Raw genomic sequence first — 22982 nt, forward strand, 5'->3', positions numbered from 1 at the left:
CATAGCGCGGCAGTCTGCACAAATTTCCCGATGCATTCTGAGACAAGAAGCGTAAGCTCGCCGCGCAGAAAACGAATGAAGGGTCGCCTGATATGGAATCGTTCAAACGTGACACTTTGATCAAGGTCCCCGCGATCACGCTCGGCTTCTGGATCATCAAAATATTGGCGACCACTTTCGGAGAAACCGCTGGCGACACGCTCAGCATGAGCATGAATCTGGGCTATCTCGTCAGCACTGCCATTTTTGCCGCCATTCTGGTGGTGCTGATTGCCGCCCAGATCAAAGCCAGCAGGTTCCACCCCTTCCTCTATTGGGCGACCATTATCGCCTCCACCACAGCGGGGACGACCATGGCGGATTTTGCCACCCGTTCCTTGGGAATTGGGTATCCGGGCGGCTCCCTGCTGTTGCTCACGCTGGTGCTGGTCTCGCTCATCATCTGGCATCAGGTTTTGGGGAGCATTTCGGTGGCCACCGTGCATGAACCACGGGCCGAGCTGTTTTACTGGATCACCATCACTTTTTCGCAAACGCTGGGCACCGCATTGGGAGACTGGCTGGCCGATGGTCCGCTCGGCTATGTCGGGGCAGCCGCCGTCTTCGGTGCGGCTCTGGCCGTGTTGGCGCTGCTCTATTGGCGCACTGAGGTGAGCCATGTGCTGTTGTTTTGGGCCGCCTTCATCCTCACCCGCCCGCTTGGCGCAGCGGTGGGCGATTTTCTCGATAAGCCGATTACCAATGGCGGCCTTGCATTCAGCCGCCCCATGGCTTCAACCGTGCTGATCGTGGCGATTGTGGCCCTGATCCTCATCCTCCCCCAACGCGCCGGAAAACGCGTGGCAAGGCCTGACGAAACGCTCCACTAACTCTCAAAAAGCAGCTTCAAAACCAATGCGGATGGAGCGGGGCCGTAAGGGCGTGATCTGTTCGCGGCCAATGGCGAAGGGAGTGCCAAGGGCAAAACGGTTGCCTTCTTCGTCGAGCAAATTGGTGAGGCTAAGGCTGAGGCCATACGCCCCTTTGCTCAGGCGCACAGTGACCCCGCTATCAAGGTAATTGCCCTGTTTCGCGCCCAGTTCCGGCCCCACCCCAAGGCGGGAATCGCCAATGTAACTGGCCCAGCCACGCGCCGCCAGTTCCATGCCATTGGCCAACCGGCGCGTATAATCCACGCCCACCCGGCCGGAAAAATTGGCGATATTGGGCACCTGGCTCAATCGGGCTTCGAACAATTGCCCGGTGGGTTCATCCACCCGGCTGTCATTATAGCTAAAGCCCGCATCCACCCGCCATGCGCTGGACAGGATAAAGGCCGCGTCCAGCGTGGCCGACCAGATCGTGCCATCGCCAATATTGGCCGTGCCCGGAAGCCCTGCACTATCGAGATAATCGGCCTGAATATCCTTCCAGTCGCTATAGGAAATGCTCATCCCCAGCTCCACCGGGCTGATCCCCGGCGTGCCATGGCGTGCGCCCAGTTCCAGCGTGCTGACATGATCGCTTTTGAAGCGGCTGACAAAAGCGCCCGAAACAGCAAGGCCGCCGGGCCGGAAACCTTCCTGATAGCGCAGATAAAGCGTGGTCTGATCCAGCACATTGGCGCTGAGCGAAGCAGAGGGGAGAAAAGCGTGCGAATGGCGCGCTGCCGTGACCCCGGCTTTCACCAAAGCCATCGCCAGCAGCGGATCAATGTCTTCCCCTTCGCCGGACAGGCTGGAACGGGTAATCCGCCCGCCGCCACTGGCGACAACCCCCGGCGCAAGGCGGAAACTCGCTTCGCCATAGAGCGTCGCTTCATTGATCCGGTTTTCGACCCCGGTGGTTGCCTGTTCGTCCCCCGGCGTGCCCAGAACACGGGTGAGCTTGGTGACATTATGGGTATAGCTCACCCCCAGAACCGCGCCGAAAACATCTCCCAAAGGCTTCCACACCCTTGTTTCATTGGCGATCATATCGGTGTGATTTTGCTGGGTGAACAGGCGTGGATCACCGCCCGGTTCGGTCGCGTCATAGCGTTCTTCCAGCTTCTGTCTGGTGATCCCGGTGGAAGAGCGGACATGCCATTCACCAAACTGCCCGGAAATCACCAACTGGCCCTGGCCATAGTCAGCGTCGAAACCCTCCTTCACCGCAGAAGACCGGCTGAGCGGTGGGCCACCACGATCGGCATATTGGCTATCGCGCCCGCGCGTGGTCTGGCCAAGGGCGATCCAATCCACAGTCCAGCCATCCCCTGCATCGAAGCGCAAGGCGGCACGGCCACCCAGAATATCGGTGCGATTGACATTTTTGCGCCCCAGCAGCGGCTTGTCGATATAGCCGCCACTGCTCGCCGCATCGGCGGTGATGCGCAGGGCCAGATTATCCTCATTCAGCGGCAGATTAGCGGTCAGGCTGGCGTCCCCGCTCCCCGAACCATGCTGGGTGAGCGACCCGCCCACCATAGCCGATCCACTCACTTCCCCCATTTGCGGCGCATTGGGGACGATGCGGATAATCCCGCCGAGAGATCCTGCCCCATACAGCGTGCCTTGCGGCCCTTCGAGCACTTCCACCCGTTCAATATCGGATAGGCGCAAATCAGGGTCCGGCGCATTGTAGCTCAGGCGCAAATCACCGAAATATTGCCCCACGGTGGCCTGCGTTGGCCCGGTGAAGCTGCTATCGGCAATCCCGCGAATAAACAGCTTGTTGCGGCCGGATCCCAGATGGGTGGAAGAAACGCTGGCCACCCGCTGCATGATCTTCTCGGTCCCGCCCACGCCGCCAAAGCTTAAAGCCTCACCCGAAATGATCGCCACCTGCCCCGGATAATCTTTCAGCAAACGGTCGCTTTTGCTGCCCATTACCACGATTTCGGGCTGCGGGGGAAGCGGGGCGGCTTTGGTCACGGGGGCCGGGGCCTGAGTGCGGTCGGGTCGGGAAAACAAGGGTTTGCGCCGGGCTTTCAAAGCCACAAGCCGCCACCCGGAAGACCCGGCCGGCACCGCCCTTGCATTCAGCAAACCAGCAAGCCGCTTGACCGCCTGATCGGTTGATAAAGTGCCACGAATGGCGGGAATCTGTCGTTTAGCCAGCGCGCTATCAGCCAGAACAATGCTCGTGCCCGTCTGCTGGGCCAGCACCACGGCCGCTTCTGCGCCCCGCCCTGCCGGAACATTCACCGCATGATCCCTCGCCAGCGCGGGCGTGGCGATCCCGGCAGCAGAAAGGCAGATCGGTGCGAGGAGAAATAAGCGCATGGGTCAGGGAGCCTCGATGCTCCAGCCCTCCACCGTTGGCGTGATGGTGACACCGAGCAAAGGCCCAAGGCTTTTGGGATCAGCTTTGACCGGGGCGGTCAGCACGCTGCCCGAAATGCGCCGCGTCATCATCGCAGGCGAAACATCGAATTTCTGGCCTGTAGCGCGGGTGAGATCGGCGGCAACATCGCTCAGCAACGCATCATTGAATGTCAGGCGGCCTTGCAGCCATTCGCCGACCTGCGCGGGCGGGATCGCGGCAAGCCGATAGGCAGAATCCCCAATTGCACTGGTGAGGATATGGCCGGGGGTGACATTGACCTTCTGCTCATCCGGGTTGAACTGCACCGCCCCTTCAGACACCGCCACGCTCATCCGGGCATTATCAAGCCGAACATCGAACACCGTGCCAATATCCAGCAAACGGTCTGTTCCCACCGCCACTTCAAAGGGCCGCGTTTCATCATGGGTGATGGTGAACAGCGCCTGCCCCCGCTCCAGCGTCACAAGCCGGGGATTGCTGCTGTCGAGGCGAATGGCGCTATCGCCGCCCAGCGCAATGCGGCTGCCATCGTCCACCGTCACGATGCGCGTTTCGCCGGGATCGGTTTCAATCACGCGCGGCCCGCCCGACATTTGCCACAGGCCAATGCCGCACAGCGCCGCCAGAGCCATCACCATGCCCCCGGCCAGCCAGCCCCGCCGGGATGCAATGGTCTGGCGCGGTGGGATCACCTCATCATTAGCGGCGAGCGGAACAGCCGGCAAAGCCTCCGCCGCTTCATCCACATCGGCCATCACCGCATCGTAAATTTCCGCATGGGCGGGATTGCGTTCCAGCCACTGGGTAAAGCTGTCCCAATCGGCAAAAGCGGGATCGCTCGTGCGCACAGCCCAGGCCACTGCCTCTTCGCGGATCGAATTGTCATGCGCCATATTTCGGGCCTCCTGACCATAAGACGGAGACGATGCTCTCAAGCCTCATTTAAACGCTCCTTCAGTGCCTTTAGGGTGCTGTAGGCACGCCTTAGGTCACTCTCTACCGTGCTGAGGCTGACGCCAAATTCCGCCGCGACATCGCGCTGAGGGACCCCATCCACCCGATGGCGGCGAAAGATAGCCGCAGGTCTTTCACCAAGCTTTTCAATCTCTTGGGCCACAAGAGCAGCATATTGCCGGGCCACCAACACGCGCTCGGCCGATGGCGCATCGGATATATCATGCCCGTCGCCACTGGTGGCTGCGCTCCATTCCAGATCGCGCTTTTCAGCCTGTCTGGCAGAGCGATAGCGATCGATCATCAAGCGGTTGGCCATCTGGAAAAGGTAGCTTTCCGGCGCTGCTACCGGGCCACTATGAGCCGCAGAAATCTTCAGCCACAGTTCCTGCAAGCAGTCTTCCGCCCCATCGCCTGCCCCACGCGCAGCAAAAAACCGCAGCAAACGCAAGCGGTTAGCCATGAAGGCAGCTTCGAGGCCCTGGGGGGATTGATCTTCGGACAACGGCTCAATCGGATTCGGTCACTCTCACAAACCCCCGATAGAATTTTCGTGGAGCTTCGCAAAGCCATTCGATCACTATCCGCTTCATCCGGAAAACAGGCAAAGAAAAGCCCGGCCATAAAGACCGGGCTGAAAAGTTTTGGGAGAGGATGCCTGAAAAGGCGAGTTCCTTTTGGGCCAGACAGCGTAAGACAACAAGCGCTAAAAATGCATCTGATGTTGCATTATTTTCATCATTGCCAGTGACCACAGTATCAAAAACCCCGGAATTGCGTGGGTTTTTGAGGCATCCTTTCCAAAATTGCACCCCAATAGATTTTCTCTCCTATTTCGCAAAACTGTCATAGACCGTGCCTAGCGCGTGGGGCCTGGCGATCATTGAGGGCACCATGCCAATCACCACCAAGGCAAAGAGCCCCGGCGAGCTGGAAGACTGGCCCGCCATCCGCGAAGCCATTCGCCGCTATGTCCGCACCCGCACGGGCCGCGCAGATATGGCCGATGATATCGCGCAAGATGTGCTCCTCCGGTTGATCGCCTTGCGCGAAACGCAAGCGATCGGCAGTATATTTGCTCTCGCTTTTCGCATAGCGGACAATCTGATGGTGGACACAAACCGCCGGGAAATCCGCCAATCTGGCGATCTGGATGAAGATTGGCCCTGCGATGCGCCTTCACTCGACCGGGTGCTGGATAGCCGCCGTGCGGTGGAAGTGCTCTCCTCCTGCCTGCGGCGGATGCCGCCTTTGCGCCGCGAAGTCATCATTCGCCGCCGCCTTCGCCAGGAAAGCTGCCGTGCCATCGGGAACGACCTCTCGATGAGCAGCAAAGCGGTCGAAAAACACATTACCCGTGGGCTTGTCGATCTCAGGCAAGCCTTTGAACGGGCCGGCATTGAGCCGGTGGGAGAATAGGAATGCCGCCCGAACTCTATACCGTTGATCGCATGGCCGCGATCTGGGTGGAACGGATGAGCCGGTCTGTCCTCAGCAGCGAACTGGCTGCCGAATTTGATCGCTGGATCACGACCGACCCACGCCATGTGGAAAGCTACGCGCGGATGCAGGCGCTGTGGCAATCAGATGGTTTTGAAGACGCCTTGCAGGAAGCCGGGGACTCCCCGCCCCTGCCCGCCGTTCCCAATGACAATGATCCGCTGTCATGGCTGGCCCGCCATCGCATGATGGCCAGCGCCATGGCGGCGGCGGTGCTGTGCCTGATATTCGCTGTTCCACTGGCTTCCAACCTGTTGATTGACAGGGTGCATTATGAGGCACGCAAGGGAGAAGCTCGTCAATTTGCGCTAGTTGACGGTTCCCACGTCACGCTCAGCGGAGGCGGGGTGATGGATCTGCGCCTGACTCCCTGGTCACGCGAAGTGAAGCTCGAAAAAGGCGAAGCCTTCTTCGATGTCGCTCATGAAAAGATACGGAGCTTTTCCGTCGATATGGGCACCGCGCAGGTCGAAGTTCTGGGCACCGCCTTCGACATTGACCGCAGAAGCGACGGCACCGTGGCGGTGCAGGTCTTCCGCGGGCTTGTGGGCGTTCATGCCGGAGCCGGAAGACAATGGCGATTGCCCGCAGGCACCGGGCTGGAAATTGCCGGAGACCGTGTGCGCAGCCTGCCCGAACCGATCGGCTCTGCACCAGCGTGGGTCGATGGCTGGTATGATGCGATGGATACGCCGGTCAGCCAGTTGATCGAACAGCTTAACCGTGTGTCCGCCACACGCGTTACGCTGGCCGATCCGGCGCTGGGCAACCTGTTGGTGAGCGGGCGCTATCAGATATCAAAGCCCGAAGCCGTGCTCGATGCGCTGGCCGTGACCTATAATCTCACATGGCGCAAAGCGGGCGACCATTACGCTATCTCACGGTAAACTCATGATATTTTGCATCTGCGAAGTGTCATCAAATTTACGCGGTAAAGCCATGAAAACGTAACAAAATTTATTTGTCGGGATTGGCGCTGTTTCTCCGTCTTCCCACCGAATTCACATTTCGTGTGGGGGAATATATGTACCGCTTCAATAGCCTCCGGTCCTGTGCTTCGGCACTGGCCATTATCTCTGCTGGCCTGAGCTGTGTTGCCATAGGACCGGCAGCACAAGCCGCGACATCCAGCCAATATAGCTTCGCCATTCCGGCGCAGGATCTCGCCCGGGCCTTGCAGCAATATTCGCGCATCACAGGTATGCAGGTTTCCGCCTCGCCCGATGCTTTGCGCGGCCGTCGCAGCCAGTCTGTTTCGGGTAAAATGTCTGCTTCGCAAGCATTAGCTATTATGGTCAGCGGGGCTAATGTGGAAACCAAAGTTCAGGGCAGCACGATCATCGTGCGTCCTGCGGCCATGGCCCCGCAACCGGCCAAAGCAAGCCGCACCACGCCGCCAGCACAACCAGAGCCCCAAAGCGTGACGGGCCCCACCAGTGAGGTAGATGAAAATGGCGAGATTATCGTCAATGGCTTCATTGGCGCGGTGCAAAAATCGCTCGACATCAAACGCACAAACCGCGTCGTTTCCGACACCGTATCAGCCGATGATATGGGCAAATTGCCCGCCAATAATGTCTCGGAATCACTCGCCCGCCTGCCCGGTGTGAACGCCGTGCGCGATGCCACCACCGGTGAAGGGGACCGCATCACCGTGCGCGGCCTTTCGACCGAACTCAATAATTACACCATGAATGGCGTGCGGATCGGCGGGGCCGGTTCACGCGATGATAATTTCTTTCGCGGCGTGCGCCTGTCGGTGCTTCCACCAGACGGGATCAAGGAGATCACCGTCTTCAAAACGCTGACGCCAGACCGGGATGGCGATGCGCTGGGAGGCTCCATTGATATCGAAACGCCCACGGCTTTCGATCAGGACCCGACCTATGCCCGCCTGTCGCTGGAAGGTGGCTTTCTCGACAAATATGATGACCGCAAATCAGGCCAGATTTCCGGTGCCCTCTCCCGCCAGTTCAACGACCATTGGGGCCTCTTCGTGTCAGGGAGCTGGAGCCGGAGGAAATCGCAATTTGAACAAAACGGCGTCGATGGTGATAATCAGCCCGACACCTGGTATGCAGACAGCGAAACACTGGGGTGGGACCCGAACCGCTTTGTCATGCGCGGCATGAATCTCGGCTTTGGGGAAACCGATGTGAAGCGCTGGGGCACCAATGCCAGCCTCGATTTCCGCTCTGACAATCACGATTTTCACCTTCGCGGCCAGTATAATACCTATCAGAAGGAAGAATTTCTCAACCGCCTGAACTTCCGCAACGATACCAGCAAGAACTCCGCCCGTCTGGTGCAGAAGGACAAGAGCGCCACCGATCTGCTGCAACCGGAAGACAATATCCTGCGCACGGATGAAACATTGGGCCGCATCTATGGCTATACGGTCGATCAGATCGTAGACCGCGATGGCGATGGCATCATCAGCGACGCCGACCGTTCCACCCGTTCTTATTACAGCCTGGCAGGCGGTTCAGGCAAATGGGACCCGCAGGGCTTCCGCCTCCGCCGCTTCTGGGAAGGATCGCGCGAAACCGGTAATCTGGCATCGGCCAATGTCGGCGGCGTCTCACGTCTTGGGGCCATTACGCTGGATTACGATGTCTCTTATTCGCAATCCAAAGATGATCTCGATGATGGCTATGAGCTGGAGTTCCGCTCCGACAAATATGGCTGGCGCGGCAATAAGGGCGTGTATTTCTCCAGCTCCGAAGATTCCCGCTTCCCCAAATGGCTGCTGACTGATGCGGGCATGGAAGGCGTGCAGGACCCGTCGCAATATGCCTTTAACGGGCTGGAAGGCGAAGTCGGCGGATCGAGCGAGAAATTGTGGCAGGCCCAGTTCAACACCTTGTGGGAGCCTGCTTCCGATTGGCTGGAATCGGTCAAATTTGGCGGCAAATATTACGATTCCCGCCGCAAGACCTATGAAGGCTCCTTCCTCAACCTCGATGCCGATGGAACGCTGGCGGATTTTTCCGACTTTTACGGCAAAGAGATTACCAGCCTGTTTGGCGGCACCTATAGCGGGCTTTATCGCCTCGGCACGACGATCGACAATGGCAAGATGCTGGCCGAACTCCAGCGCGCCGAAAATGGCGACAGCGAGATTTTCGAAGGTTTTGCGGTCAACCCGGCAGACTCTGTCATGTCGAATGAAGACAGCTTCAAATTCGAAGAACGGGTGCTGGCGGGCTATGTGATGGCCACCGCCCACTTCGGCAATGCCCAGCTTATCGGCGGTGTCCGGGTTGAACATACACGCAACAATATTGACGCCTGGGTAATGGATCAGGTGCAGGGCGCGCGCTTCTCCACCGACACCAGCAGCTTTACCAATATCCTGCCCTCGCTCCATCTCAACTGGACCTTGTCAAGCACCACCCTTCTGCGTGCGGCGGCATGGACCAGCTTTGCCCGGCCAGACATCGCCCGGATGAGTTCAGCACGGGAATATAGCTATAATGTCGATCCCGATGGCGATGGGGTGCAAAATCCGACCAGCGATTGGGAACTGATCGCCATCGAACAGGGCAACCCCAATCTGAAACCGCTGCGGTCGGTCAATCTGGATATGTCACTGGAACATTACGCTGGTAAATCAGGTGCTTATTCCGCCGCACTATTTTACAAACATATCAACAACTTCCTCTTCCGCTCCTCCTCCAGCAATATCCGCCATGGCACGGTGGGGGAGAATGAATCGCCCGATGGTGTGATTATCTCCATGCCCAACAATGGCGATTGGGCACAAGTTTACGGCATCGAGCTTTCGGGCCAGCAATTGCTGCATTGGTTGCCCGGTGTGTTCAGTTCGCTGGGCCTTGGCGGCAATCTGACACTGCAACGCTCCAAGGCAGTGACGGGCCTGTCATGGCATCCGGAAGGCTACACGCTGCCACTGATGGAAACACCCGAAACCATCGCCAATTTGCAGGTTTTCTGGGAGCGTGATGGCTGGGAAATCTACGGCGCGTGGAACTATCAGTCCGAATTTATGGGCGGGATCAACGACTTCGGCAACAATCCTTATGAACAGGATTACTCTTTCGTCGATCTCACCTTCCGCAAGGCGATCTTCAAGAAATCGGCTGTGTCAGTGCAGATCCAGAACCTGTTCGACAGCCATACTTATTGGAACACCGTCTCTTCCGGCAAGGGTGCGAGCCGGGCCTATATCAAGAATGGCCGCTCCATCACTTTCGGCCTCAACCTCATCTTCTGATTGCGAGCGATCCGATGAAAACACTCTCTCACCTGATGCTGGGGGCAGCGCTGATAGGCGCTGCTCTCCCCACCGCCCTTCCTGTGCCCGCATGGGCGCAGGATCAGGCAGAACCGGCGTTGGACCCTGCGTCGGTTCTGCCTGAACGGATCATCCTCAATCTGACGCAGGACACTGCGCATGAAATGGCGATCACCTGGCGTTCTGCCCCCGGCCTTCAGGGCAAGGTGCAATATGCCAGAGCCACCGCATCGCCCGATTATGTGAAAACGCCCATGATCGTGGATGCGATCACCGATGATGCCACATTGGCCGTGCGCGAAGATCCGAATTTCCATGCTGCCTATCATTCGGCCACGCTGACCGGCCTCGAACCTGCCACGGTCTACGCCTATCGCGTGGGCGATGGCACGCATTGGTCCGAATGGTTCCAGTTTCGCACCGCCAGCGCCGCGCCTGCCCCCTTCCGCTTCATCTATCTGGGGGACATGCAGAACAATGTCCTTTCAGAAGCCTCCCGCACATTGCGTATGGCTTTTCGTCATGCCGGCGATGCCGCTTTCGTGATCCATGCAGGCGATCTTATCAATCGCCATGATAGCGATAAGGAATGGGGTGAATGGTTTGCTTCGGGCGGCTTCCTCTATGCCCAGACCCCGCAAATGCCGACGCCGGGCAATCACGAATATGTAAAGGATGAAAAGGCCCGTGCCGGTTCATCCATCAATGGCCAGTGGCGCCGTCAGTTCACTTTGCCGGAGAATGGCCCACCCAGCATGGCGGATCTGGCGGAAACCAATTGGTTCACCGATTATCAGGGCCTGCGGCTGATCTCGGTCGATTCCATGCAGGTGGATCGTGATCCTGTAGCGCGCAAGGCAATCATCCAGTGGCTCGATGGATTGCTGGCGAAAAACCCCAATCACTGGACCGTGATTTTCCTCCACTTCCCGCTCTATTCCAGCGAACCGGATCGGGACAATCCCAAGGTCCGCGCCGCATTGAAGCCCTTGATCGACAAATATGGCGTTGATCTGGTGCTGCAAGGCCATGACCACGGCTATGCACGCGGAGCCATCGGCCCGGACGGCCCGGCGGCGGATGATGCCGGGTCGACCTATGCCGTATCCGTGGCAGGCCCTAAAATGTATGATGTTGCCCCACTCGCATGGGCCAAAAAGTCTGCCTCGCATACACAAGCCTATCAGGTGATCGACGTAGAGGCTGACAGGCTGACCTATCGCGCCTTCACCGCCACCGGCGCACCACTGGATGAGGTGGTTTTGCACAAGCCCTGAAGAGCCCACGGGGATGCAGGTGGCTGCTCGCATCCCCACCCTACCCTTGAGAGAAGAATTTCCTCTCAGAGGTGAGGGCCAATGTGCAAGCCTCGTCTTATGCAGGGAACAATCCAACGCATGAGGGGGCCGTTGTCATTTCAAAACCACTGCCATCGCCAGCCCGACCGGGCGATCCTCGCACGTATAACAATACCCCTGACGCTTGGAATCTTTCATTCTGTTCTTGCCTGATGGGGGTTCGCCCTCATAGGCATGAGGATATACGAGATGGAATGCGGCCGTGACGGTCGCCACCCCTGGGGGAATATAGTGACGAGCATCGTTCAAAAATGGTTCGCCATCACCTTGTGGAAGCGGATTGCTGCGGCCCTTATTTTGGGGGCCATCGTCGGCCTGATTGCAGGCGATTCCATCACCGCTATCCAATGGGTCGGTGATCTCTTTATCCGCCTGATCCGAATGCTGGTGGTACCGCTGGTTTTCGTGACACTGGTGGCAGGTGTGGTCTCCATGGATGATCCCAAACGGCTTGGCTCTATCGGGATCAAGGCTTTCGGGCTCTATCTGGTGACGACTTTGTTTGCGATTATCATCGGGATCACTGTCACCTCCATTATTCGCCCCGGTATCGGGGTGGAACTGGTGGGCATTGCCCCCAAGGGCTTTGAAGGCGAAGTCAGCCTCACCGAACGGATGCTGTCGATTGTCCCGGAAAACCCCTTTGCCGCCTTTGCACAAGCCGATGTGCTGGCAATCATCTTCTTTGCCATCATGGTGGGCGCGGGGATCTTGATGGCGGGTGACAAGGCCAAGACTCTGGGCAATCTGTTCGAAGGTGCGGCCGAAGTGATGCTCAAGATCACCCATATCGTGATGGAATGCGCACCCTTTGGCGTATTTGCCCTGATCGCGGTGGTGATGGGAACGGCCGGTGTATCGACATTCCTCAACATCTTCCTGCTGGCGATTACCGTCTATCTCGGCTGTTTCCTCCACATGCTGCTGGTTCACGGGCCGCTGGTGCGTTTTGCAGGCAGGCTGAAAATCTTCCCCTTCTTCAAGGGCATCGTCGACGCGCAATTGGTGGCCTATTCCACCTCCTCCAGTTCAGGCACCCTGCCCGTCAGCCTCTCTTGCGCAGAACATAATCTGGGCATCAGAGGCCCGGTGGCCTCCTCCATCCTGCCGCTGGGCGCGACAGTGAATATGGACGGCACCGCGCTTTATGTCGCCGCTGTCACCATTTTTGCCGCGCAGATTTTCGGCATTGATCTCAATTTCTACGATTATGCCATGATTGCGCTGACCACCACGCTGGTGTCGGTCGGCACGGCATCGGTGCCCTCAGCCTCGCTCTTCCTCCTGACCGTGGTGCTGGGCACCATCGGCGTTACCAATGAACAGACTGCGCTGATCGTGGGCTTCATCTTCCCATTTGACCGCGTGCTCGACATGATGCGCACCGTGGTAAACGTCACCGGCGACCTCGCCGTGGCCACCACCGTGGCGCGAATGGAAGACGAAATTGACGTGGACGTCTATTACACTGAAGCGGTGGAGTAATCGGCCGATCTGTTTCAACAATTGAAATAGAATTGCTCTATGGATCATGACTGTCCAATAGTTTAGCTTGCTTGAAGGCGTGTTGTTTGAATTTCAGGTGGCGCGTCTTCAATTTCGCTGAAAGACATTCATGCCTGCGCCAATTTCTCCTGAAGACAATAGCTTTCTGCAAGATACACCGGGGAGAAATGATGCACCAGGCTGGCCGCTTCGGGCCTGGGGGCTGGCTTTGCTCGGCGCTCTTATCGGGCTCGCCTTGCATGTCCTTTTGACACCAGATCGCGGCCATCCTGTTACCACCACGCGCTCAATGGCGGCAGCATTTTTCAGCGTTGCGGGGTTCATGTTCGCCGTACTGGTGGAGCGCCGCCGCATCCTTTGGAGCCTTGCCTTTGCCACTCTGAGCGGGGTCATTGTGGCCATGGCAGTTTACTGGAACGCGCCCCGGACCTTCTCCGGTCAGGATGGGTTCTGGCAGCTTGGCTGCGGATTGCTGTGCACGGCCATTGCAGCGCCCCTGTTTCAGGCATGGCGCGGCCAATACCGCAACCGGCAAGACCTTTGGCATATTCCCTATGCCACAGCCTACCAATATGCCTGGGCCAATGTGGTTCTGTGGTTTGCCGCATGGGCCTTTGTTGGTGTGACATGGCTGATGGCCTTTCTGCTGGGTGCCTTATTCCAGCTTATCGGCATCCATGCGCTCAATGATCTACTGGCGAAGGATTGGATGGTACTGGTTCTGAGTGGCGCGGCGCTCGGGGCTGCTGTCGCTCTTCTGCGCGATCGTGAACATATTCTCAGCCTGTTGCAGCGGGTGGCCACAACCGTACTCGCCGTGCTGGCGCCGGTTCTGGCATTGGGCCTCATCGCCTTCATCATCGCCCTGCCCTTCACTGGCCTCACCCCCTTGTGGGAAACCACCAAGTCCACCACCCCGATCCTTCTTGGCTGTGTGATAGGCGCGCTCTGCCTTACCAATGCTGTTATTGGGGACACGGATGAACAAGCCTCACAGCACCTCATCCTTCGCCTCAGTGCGCTGGCATTGGGCGTGGTCATGTTGCCACTCGCATTGATTGCGGCCATTTCCACCGGCAGCCGCATCCATCAATATGGCCTGACGCCAGACCGGATCTGGGCTGTGGTGTTTATCGCCATCGCTTGTGCCTATGGGCTGGCCTATCTGGTGTCCATCATAGGGGGGCGGCTCCGGGCGGCAGGCCATATTCGCCGCGCGAATTTGCGCCTTGCCATCGCCCTGTGCGGAGTGGCGTTTGTCCTTTCCACACCGTTTCTGCATTTCGGTGCCCTGTCGACAGCGGATCAGCTCGCACGCCTCAAAAATGGCACAACACCCGCCGATCAATTCGACTGGGTCGCCTTGCGCTTTGATTTTGGGAAGGCAGGCGTGGAGGCAACTCGCCGCCTCGCCAAAGAAGGCAGCACCGCTGAAATCCGCCAAGCCGCAGCAGAGGCTTTCAAGGCCAAAAATCGCTGGGAACTGCAAACGCTCCATAAGAAGTCTGCCGAACAGCCGATTGACGAAACACGCCTGAACATCCTGCCGCAGAAGGTCGACTTACCGCCTGATTTGCACAAGCAATTACAAACTTACGATGCCTGCGGATTTTCTGGCTCTTGTACGATCATCTATGAAGCGGGCAGTGCAGAGGCGATTATCGTACGAGGAACCTTTGTTCGCCTCTGGCAACGCGTGGATGGCACATGGAGAGCGGCTCCAGAACTCAATAGCTATCCCGACAGTGAGCAGGTGAAGGAAAGTGAGCAAGCTTTGGCCAAGGGTCAGTTTGAAATAAGAGATGTCACCCATCGGCAATTATTCGTGAACGGCCAGCCCGTCGGCAATTGGTTCAAATAACCCCTTCGGCCCCCAAGCCTTTTGGAGATCCCTTATGAAACCTATCCACTTCATTTCTGGCGGGCTTTTGAGCTTCGCGTTGACGCTGGCGCTCGGCCAACCGGCGCTGGCTCAGGATCACGGAGCCCAAAGCTGTGCCCCGCAAGGCTTCTTTGCCATGCCCGATTATCAGTCAGTCGAAATACATGATGATGGCCGTGTCACCTTCCGCATGTGCGCACCGGATGCGCGAGACGTCCGCGTGATCAGCAGTGATGTGGCCGAAGTGATCCCGATGGGTTTTCCTCCGGGTTCACCCGTTGGCCTCCCCATGCAGAAAGGCCCGGGCGGTTTGTGGAGCGTCACCACGGACAAGCCTTTCCCCGCCGATACCTATCGGTTTAACTTTCAGGTCGATGGGGTGCGTGTGCCCGATCCCCTGGCCACGAATTTTTCGGAAGAGCGGATCGGCGTTGATTCCGTGATGGAAGTGCCGGGGCCAGCGGGCGCTTTTCAGGCCTATCACAAGGATGTGCCGCATGGCGCGGTGAGCACGGTGCATTATTGGTCGGATACGCTCGGCACGGAACGCCGCGCGCATATCTACACTCCGCCCGGCTATATGAAGGACGCCAAAAACTATCCGGTGCTCTATCTGGTGCATGGCGCAGGCGATAGCGATGACAGTTGGACCTCGGTTGGTCATGCCAATTACATTCTTGATAATCTGATTGCCAGCGGCAAGGCCAAGCCGATGATTGTGGTCATGCCCTTTGGCCACACCCCACCCCGCAAAGGGGAGGATTTGCTGGCCAATAATGACTTCGGCAACGACATGCTGAAAGATCTGATGCCCTATGTTGCCAGCCATTATCGCACGATTGAAAATGCTGATAATCGTGCAATGGCGGGGCTTTCCATGGGCGGCGCACATACGATCCGCAATGGCATCACCCACCCGGAATTGTTCCATTATATCGGAGTGTTTTCGATGGGTCTGGGCGTTGGCGATGCAGGCGATCAGGTGACCGCTTACGAAGCGCAGAATGATGCCGCGCTAAAGAAAGCCGCAAGAGATTTGAAGCTGATGTATTATGCCATCGGCAAGGACGATTTCCTCTACGCAACTGTTGCCCCAACGCGCGGCATCTTCGATAAATATGGCATCAAATACACCTATCACGAAAGTAAAGGCGGCCACACCTGGGCCAATTGGCGGCAATATCTCAACGATTTTGCCCCTCGCCTGTTCAAATAAAGCGATCTGGCGGCGTGCCCTGTATGGGCCGCGCCGCCAGTCTTATTGGCCGATCAAATGGCGTAATATTGGCGATACCAGCGCACGAAATTGGCTACGCCTTCGGGCACGGCCGTCCGTGGAGCATAGCCGGTCAGCTCTTTCAACAAGGTGGCATCGGCCCAGGTTGCGGGCACATCGCCCGGCTGCATCGGCATCAGATTGCGTTCTGCTTTCTTGCCCACGGCTTTCTCAATCGCTTCGATGAAATCGACGAGCTGGACCGCATCGGAGTTGCCGATATTCACTACCCGGAACGGCGCCACGGGGGAAAGGCTGTCATGCGCTTTCACTTCCCCATTCTCAGGCCGCACCGGTGCCGCATCGATCAGCAGGCGGATCGCATGGACGAGATCTTCCACATAGGTGAAGTCCCGTTTCATATCGCCGTGATTATAGACGTCGATCGGCTTGCCTTCGAGGATCGCCTTGGTGAATTTGAACAATGCCATATCCGGCCGTCCCCATGGGCCATAGACCGTGAAGAAGCGGAACATGGTGATCGGCAGATCGAACAGATGGGCATAGCTATGCGCCATGCTTTCGGTCGATTTCTTGGTTGCCGCATAGAAGGACATCTGATGGTCCGCCTTGTCGGTTTCACGATAAGGCATTTCCTCATTCGCGCCATAGGCCGATGAGGTGGAGGCAAGCAGCAGATGCTTCGGCGGATGAGCGCGCGCCGCTTCCAGCAGTTCAAACGTGCCGACGATATTGCTTTCCAGATAGGAACGCGGGTTCTCAATCGAATAGCGCACGCCTGCTTGCGCCGCCAGATGCACCACCACATCGGGCTTTTCTTCAGCGAAAAGCTGCATCAAAAGACCGGGCGTTTCCACCTTGTCATGCACGCTGCGATAATCGTCGTAATTGAGGAGATTGGCTTCACGCCGTTCTTTCAATGCCACTTCATAATAATCGGACATGCAATCCAGCCCGATCACCCGCCAGCCTTCCTCCAGCAATTTGCGGCACACAAAGGAACCGATAAAACCGGCAGAACCGGTGACGAGAGCAGTAGGCATGAAGACATCCTTGGTCAAAATAAGAGAGGCGGTTTATGCTGCGACGCAGCGTAATTAACCTCGGGGATGAACTCCGGGCAAGCCCTTAAATGTTCAGAGCCCCGGTCAGATCGCCCGGCGGCGGGCCGCCAGCGGCTTTCATCGCCTCTTCACGTTCCACCAGACCCGGCAATTTCTGCAAGCCAAAGCGCCGCGTAATGAACCGCGCGATAGATCCGGTGTCATAGATCGTATGATCGACATAGCCCTTCTTCGCATGGGGTGAGACGATCACCGCCGGAATGCGGGTGCCTGGCCCCCAACGGTCGCCCTTGGGCGGGGCAACATGGTCCCACCATCCGCCATTTTCATCGAAGGTAATCACCACCAGCATCCGGTCCCACTGCGGGCTATCGCGCAGGGCATCGACCACCACCGCAATATGCCGGTCACCGGAATCCACATCGGAATAGCCGGCGTGCATGTTGAGATTGCCCTGTGGCTTATAATAGGCCACCGGCGGCAATTTACCCGCCTCGGCATCAGCAAGGAAGTGGTTGGTTCGCGCCGTGTCACCCATCCCGCCGTCGCGCAGGTGTTTTGCCCGCGCCGCCGTGCCGGGGCCGAATTGCGCATAATAGTTAAATGGCTGATGATGCGGCTGAAAATTCGGGCGGGAGGGGAAGTCATTGCTTGTGCCCTCCCCTTCCAGCGCAGCGGCCCAGCCCCCGGCATACCATGCCCAATCGACCTGCTTGGCGCTCAACATGTCACCAATGGTCTTATGTTCCTGCGGTGGGCAGGTATGCTCATCATTCCAATCCGCATAGCCGGGGCGATCCGGGTCAAGCAGATAGGTCGGCGCATAGGGCGGCAACATGGTGTTGACCGTGTAGAAATCCGGGCTGATCGTGCTGGGGCCAAACCGCGCCGGCCCATCCAGAGCGCTCGCCGGGCTGCGCGGGTCCAGCTTCAGCCGTGTGCCCTTGGGATCATTGCCTTCCAATTGGGCAATCTTGCCCTTCGCGGGGCTTTTGTTGGCATCAGGATAATAAGGCGGGCGCGCCGCGACGAGATATTGATGGTTGAGGTAAGACCCACCAAAGGCACCCATGAAGAAATTGTCGCACAAGGTGTAATCGCGCGCGATCTGCCACAGGCGGAAATTGGCGCGCATATCGCCATAACGGCCCATCACCAGCCCGCCACTATCGCCATAGGCGGCGAAATAGTCATTCTTGCCGCCATTAATCTGCATCTGATTATGGTAGAAGGCATGGACCAGGTCGCGGGTAATCAGCCCATGAGGCAGCGGATCACCTTCGGGCGTCTGCAATTCAAAAGCCGCATTGGCGATGGGCCCCAGATCATCTTCGCCAATCAGATATTCGCGATGTTCCACAGTCTGCGGGTTGGACACCAGACCGCCCCAGATTTTCGGCAGGCGGGGAAGCACGGACCCATCTCGGTCCCGCTGCGCCATACGCTCTTCCGGTAGTTCAGACAGCGGCTGCTCCAACCCCGGAAAATCCGCGAAGAGATTATTGAAACTGCGGTTTTCGGCAAAAATCACCACCACCGTGTCAATCGCCGCAGCCAGCGCCCGGTCTACTTCTTCGGCTTTTCGGGGCTTGTCCGCACTGCGTTTTGTCGCGGCTTGCGCGTCCACGGTGATGGAGGCGGCGCCCAGGGTTGCGGCAATTCCACCAAGCACCAGACGGCGCTGCGGATTGAGCGGCCCTTCTCCACCATGGGCAGTTTTGGAGGATTGGGAGGGTTTCGCCGGGGTCTGATCGTCGCTCATGTCCTACTCTTTCACTTGCTCTCCCGAATCGTGCAACCGGGAAATGCATTTTTATCTTTTACCCACACTGCGAACAGATGACTGGCCCGCCCTTTTCATCGCCAGGGGCGGATGAATTGCACACAATTTAGCACCCCAGACCGCAGGAATGTCACCCAATTTACGCCAAACTGACCTCGTATCGTATAATATATTTGATATCTTAAAAATTTGTGGCATATTTCCCTGCGTTAAAGGTTCAGATGGGGAAGCAAAATTATGTCCAAGATAAAGAAAGGGTACTTTTATAGCACTTGTGCCGCTTTCACGGTCGCTGCAGCAGCTCTTGTAACGCCAGCGGCGGCTCAGGCGCAGAATGTCGACAGTGGTGCATCCGAAGCAGATGCCATCATCGTTACCGGCACGCGCATTCAGAATCCCGGCACAGTCAGCGCCAGCCCGATTACGGCAATTGGTGCACAGGAAATTCAGCAGCAGGGCGCTGTCAGCATCGAAAACGTGCTCAACCGCATGCCGATGGTGACGCCAGATGCGAATGAAAACGTGTCCAACGGGGCAGACGGCACTGCAAAGATCAACCTTCGCAATCTTGGTTCCAACCGCAACCTCATTCTCGTCAACGGTCAGCGTCTGCTGCCAGTTCAGGCGACCGATGTGAACTTCATTCCGTCCTCCCTGGTGGAACGGATTGATGTCGTCACTGGCGGTGCCTCTGCGGTTTACGGTTCAGATGCTGTTTCGGGTGTCGTCAACTTCATCCTGAAGGACAATCTCGAAGGCGTTCACATGGACGCGCAATATGGCTTTTCCATGCATCGCAACAACAACAGCGCACGTCGTTCGTTGCTTGATGATTATGGCTATGAAAAAGCCGACAAATCACCGATCGATGGCGAGAAATTTGATGCCAATATCGCCATGGGCACCAATTTCGCCGACAACCGTGGCAATGTCACAGCCTATTTCGGCTATCGTAAAGTCAAACCGATTGTCCAGGCAGACCGCGACGTTTCGGCTTGCGCACTTGATCCCAATGCAGACCGCACCGGCTATGTCTGCGGTGGTTCCAGTAACAATGAATATGGTCTGTTTCAGCCTCTCACCGGGCCCAGTGCCGGCCTTCGGCTGAACAACACCAAGGATGGCCAGAAGACCTGGGTGCCTTATGGCAGCGACTTCACCTACAATTATGCGCCACTCAATTACTTCCAGCGTTCGGATGAACGTTTCACCGCCGGCGCCTTTGCCCACTATGAAGTGACCCCTGCCGCTGAAATCTACGGCAGCTTCATGTTCATGGATGACCACACCTATAGCCAGGTTGCACCATCCGCATTGTGGCAGGGTGAAACCTACACCATCAACTGCAACAACCCGCTGATGAGCGCATCACAAGGCCAGCAGCTTTGCGGCAGCGCTTATGGTACGGCGGCAACGCAGGATCTGTTCATCGGTTATCGCCCGGTAGCCGGTGATGCCCGCCCACGCCGCGACAGCCTGCGCCACACCGACTACCGCGTGTCCGGCGGTGTCAAAGGTGAAATTGCCGATGGCATCACCTATGACACCAATGTCCTGTATTCACGCGTGCTTTTCCAGGAAAACTACCAGAACGATATCGACCCGGCCAAAGCCAAGAACGGCCTGCTCGTGGTTGATGTGAATGGCGTTCCGACCTGCCAGTCTGTCGTGGACGGGTCCGATCCCAAATGCGTTCCGCTTGACGTGTTCGGCTATAACAACATCAGTGCAGACGCCTTCAACTATATCTACGCGCCAACCTTCACGCGCGGTGTAGATACGGAAACCGTCCTGTCTGGCAATATCAGCGCTGATCTCACCAATTATGGTATCGTCAGCCCATGGGCATCGCAGGGTATCGGTGCTGTTTTCGGGGTTGAACATCGCCGCGAAACGCTGCTGTTTGAAGCCGATGCGCTGGCTATCGCCAAGGGGACCAACAACAGCGAAGGCAAGTTTAACGTCACTGAGTTCTACACCGAAGTTCAGGTGCCGATCATTCAAGACATGCCCATGGCGGACGAGCTGACCATCACGGGTGGCTATCGTCTGTCCGACTATTCCAACCTTGCCAAGAAGGTTTCGACCTACAAAGCCGCGCTGGTCTATGCGCCGATCCCTGATCTGCGTCTGCGCGCCAGCTACAACCGGGCCATTCGCGCACCGAATATCTCGGAGCTTTACGCCGCACAATCGGTCGGCAACGTATCCGGGCAAGACCCCTGCTCCGGTTCCTCCCCCACAGCGTCGCTCGAACAATGCGTCGCCACGGGTCTCGACCCGGCACAATATGGCAGCGTGTTTGAATGCCCGGCCAACACCTGCTCTGCGCTCGGTGGCGGCAACCCTGATCTGAAGCCTGAAACGGCTGATACCTACACTGTTGGCCTCGTCCTTCAGCCCCGCGCGATCCCGCGCCTGACGCTGACGGCCGATTACTTCAACATCAAGGTAAAGGATTACATCTCCTCCGTTTCAGCAGAACTGATCATCAATCAGTGCACGGAAACGGGTGATCCTTACTTCTGCAGCCTGTTCCATCGCGATCCACGTTCGGGCGTGTTGTTTGGTGCCGAAGGCTATGTTCAGTCCACCACACAGAACACCGGTTCGCTCAAGACATCAGGTATCGATCTTGGTGCAACCTATCGCATCCCAACCGACATGGGCCAGATCGATCTCAACTTTGACGGTACCTGGCTGAATGATCTGGTCACTGAACCACTGCCCGGCCTCGGCTCTTATGATTGCAAGGGCCTGTTCGGTCCAACCTGCGGTCAGCCCAGCCCGGAATGGCGCCATCAGGCCCGGATCACCTTCTCTGATCTGAACGATCTCTATTCGATTTCGGTCAACTGGCGCTATATCGGTGGCACCAAGCTCAGCAGCAATTCTGACCAGACCTTGCTGGTGGGTAGTGATAAATACATCATCAATTCCAAGCTTCCGGCTTACAATTACTTCGACCTGACCGGATCAGCGAAGATCACCGATGCTCTGTCCATGCGGATCGGTGTGAACAATCTGTTCGACAAGGACCCGCCTGCTATTGCTCAGGGCCTGCTCAGCTCTTTCGGCAATGGCAACACCTATCCGGGCGTCTATGACGTGGCGGGCCGGTCGGTCTTCGTGGCGCTGAGTGCGGATTTCTAATCCTCTCCATCAGTTAGCCTGAAGAGACAGCGGGCGCTATTCCACCCTCCCCGGAATAGCGCCCGTTTTGTTTGGTTTCCTCAAAAATGCATGGGCAGCACTTCATCAGCCTCTGTATCGTAATGTACCCTCAGAATCAGGGCTCGTAGTGCTCTTGCTCTGCCGCCTGAAAACTGGACCATTCGCAAGTAGAGTTTTCCACCATAGGTACCCTTGGCTAGGCGGCGTGGACAAATTGGTTGACGTTGCGATGGCGGGTTGATTCAAGGCTGCCTTTTGGAGGCGGGCTTGAGTCGGGGTGATCTTACCGAAGCAGAATGGCGTGTTTTGAAGGGGTTGCTTCCGATTGATGCGTCGAACCGTGGGCGCGGACGACGTCCTGAAGAGAACCGTGCGATCATCAACGGCATTCTCTGGCGACTTCGCTGCGGCACACCCTGGCGCGACGTTCCGCCAAAATACGGCAACTGGAACACGATCTATCGGCGGTTCAGGCGATGGAGCGATGCCGGGGTTTGGGAGGCCGTGTCGGTTACACTGGCCGAGATCATGGCGGACAGCGGCCACTACAGCATCGACAGCACTACGGTTCGCGCCCATGTTTCGGCGGCGGGCGGAAAAGGGGGACTCGTCGAAGAGCTCTTGGCCGCTCGCGGGGCGGGTTCACCAGTAAACTTCACTGTCTGGCTGATGGACGAGGGCGACCGCTCGCCCTCCACCTGACAGTCGGCGAAGCCGCTGATTGCAAGGCCTATGACGCCCTGATCGCTATGGCAGACCAAACACCCAAGGCGCTACTGGCTGATAAGGGATACGATGCCGACGCCATTCGCGCCGATCTTGCCGAACGCGGTATCGAGGCCGTCATTCCCGGACGATCAAACCGCCGTGTGCCGATCGAGCACGACAGGAAACTCTACAAGCAGCGCAACCAGATCGAGCGCTTCTTCGGACGCCTCAAGATCAACCGCGCCATCGCGACACGCTATGATCAACTCG

Annotated in this window: 14 protein-coding genes and 1 pseudogene; 10 read left to right on the plus strand and 5 right to left on the minus strand. The window is 57.6% G+C overall.

Going from position 1 to position 22982, the window contains the following annotated elements; translation table 11 throughout:
* Positions 1 to 92: 92 nt before the first annotated feature.
* Positions 93 to 869 carry a COG4705 family protein gene (locus GRI39_RS13875; protein ID WP_160740329.1) on the plus strand — a complete coding sequence of 259 codons (777 nt, stop codon included), beginning with the start codon at positions 93 to 95 and terminating at the stop codon, positions 867 to 869.
* A gap of 3 nt (positions 870 to 872) precedes the next feature.
* Here GRI39_RS13875 and GRI39_RS13880 read toward each other — a convergent pair whose 3' ends face one another.
* The 3 genes from GRI39_RS13880 to GRI39_RS13890 are packed head-to-tail and all read right to left on the minus strand — an operon-like array spanning position 873 to position 4705.
* On the minus strand, positions 873 to 3245 hold the full coding sequence (locus GRI39_RS13880; protein WP_160740330.1) for a TonB-dependent receptor: 2373 nt from the start codon (positions 3243 to 3245) through the stop codon (positions 873 to 875).
* A 3-nt stretch (positions 3246 to 3248) separates the two neighbouring features.
* Complete coding sequence (locus GRI39_RS13885; protein WP_160740331.1) at positions 3249 to 4181, minus strand: FecR family protein; 933 nt, start codon at positions 4179 to 4181, stop codon at positions 3249 to 3251.
* A gap of 38 nt (positions 4182 to 4219) precedes the next feature.
* On the minus strand, positions 4220 to 4705 hold the full coding sequence (locus tag GRI39_RS13890; protein ID WP_160740332.1) for an RNA polymerase sigma factor: 486 nt from the start codon (positions 4703 to 4705) through the stop codon (positions 4220 to 4222).
* 431 nt (positions 4706 to 5136) lie between these two features.
* On the opposite strand from GRI39_RS13890, the gene GRI39_RS13895 reads away from it, so the two are divergent.
* From GRI39_RS13895 to GRI39_RS13925, 7 genes are all read left to right on the plus strand, one after another.
* Positions 5137 to 5661, plus strand: a complete 525-nt coding sequence (locus GRI39_RS13895) for an RNA polymerase sigma factor (RefSeq protein WP_160740333.1) — start codon at positions 5137 to 5139, stop codon at positions 5659 to 5661.
* A gap of 2 nt (positions 5662 to 5663) precedes the next feature.
* Positions 5664 to 6629, plus strand: a complete 966-nt coding sequence (locus tag GRI39_RS13900) for a FecR family protein (protein ID WP_160740334.1) — start codon at positions 5664 to 5666, stop codon at positions 6627 to 6629.
* A 137-nt stretch (positions 6630 to 6766) separates the two neighbouring features.
* Positions 6767 to 9979, plus strand: coding sequence for a TonB-dependent receptor (locus GRI39_RS13905; RefSeq protein ID WP_160740335.1), 3213 nt, complete (start codon positions 6767 to 6769; stop codon positions 9977 to 9979).
* A 14-nt stretch (positions 9980 to 9993) separates the two neighbouring features.
* On the plus strand, positions 9994 to 11277 hold the full coding sequence (locus tag GRI39_RS13910; RefSeq protein WP_211371629.1) for a purple acid phosphatase family protein: 1284 nt from the start codon (positions 9994 to 9996) through the stop codon (positions 11275 to 11277).
* A 312-nt stretch (positions 11278 to 11589) separates the two neighbouring features.
* On the plus strand, positions 11590 to 12843 hold the full coding sequence (locus GRI39_RS13915; RefSeq protein WP_211371630.1) for a dicarboxylate/amino acid:cation symporter: 1254 nt from the start codon (positions 11590 to 11592) through the stop codon (positions 12841 to 12843).
* Between the two features lie 130 nt (positions 12844 to 12973).
* Positions 12974 to 14725, plus strand: coding sequence for a DUF4153 domain-containing protein (locus tag GRI39_RS13920; RefSeq protein WP_160740337.1), 1752 nt, complete (start codon positions 12974 to 12976; stop codon positions 14723 to 14725).
* 34 nt (positions 14726 to 14759) lie between these two features.
* Positions 14760 to 15962: an alpha/beta hydrolase-fold protein gene (locus GRI39_RS13925; protein WP_160740338.1), complete on the plus strand. Its 1203-nt coding sequence runs from the start codon at positions 14760 to 14762 to the stop codon at positions 15960 to 15962.
* Positions 15963 to 16015: 53 nt separating this feature from the next.
* On the opposite strand, the gene GRI39_RS13930 is transcribed toward GRI39_RS13925, so the two are convergent.
* Both GRI39_RS13930 and acpA read right to left on the minus strand, forming a co-directional pair.
* Positions 16016 to 17026, minus strand: coding sequence for an NAD-dependent epimerase/dehydratase family protein (locus tag GRI39_RS13930; RefSeq protein WP_160740339.1), 1011 nt, complete (start codon positions 17024 to 17026; stop codon positions 16016 to 16018).
* Positions 17027 to 17111: 85 nt separating this feature from the next.
* The gene (acpA, locus tag GRI39_RS13935; protein WP_160740340.1) at positions 17112 to 18809 is read right to left on the minus strand and encodes an acid phosphatase; all 1698 of its coding nucleotides are present in this window, start codon (positions 18807 to 18809) and stop codon (positions 17112 to 17114) included.
* Positions 18810 to 19067: 258 nt separating this feature from the next.
* On the opposite strand from acpA, the gene GRI39_RS13940 reads away from it, so the two are divergent.
* Both GRI39_RS13940 and GRI39_RS14660 read left to right on the plus strand, forming a co-directional pair.
* Positions 19068 to 21983 (plus strand): TonB-dependent receptor, encoded by a 2916-nt coding sequence (locus GRI39_RS13940; protein ID WP_160740341.1) that lies wholly within the window; start codon positions 19068 to 19070, stop codon positions 21981 to 21983.
* 288 nt (positions 21984 to 22271) lie between these two features.
* Positions 22272 to 22982 (plus strand): annotated as a pseudogene (locus GRI39_RS14660) (IS5 family transposase); the annotation flags it as partial.

Source organism: Altericroceibacterium indicum (assembly GCF_009828105.1).
In the GTDB taxonomy this organism is placed as follows: Bacteria; Pseudomonadota; Alphaproteobacteria; order Sphingomonadales; family Sphingomonadaceae; genus Altericroceibacterium; species Altericroceibacterium indicum.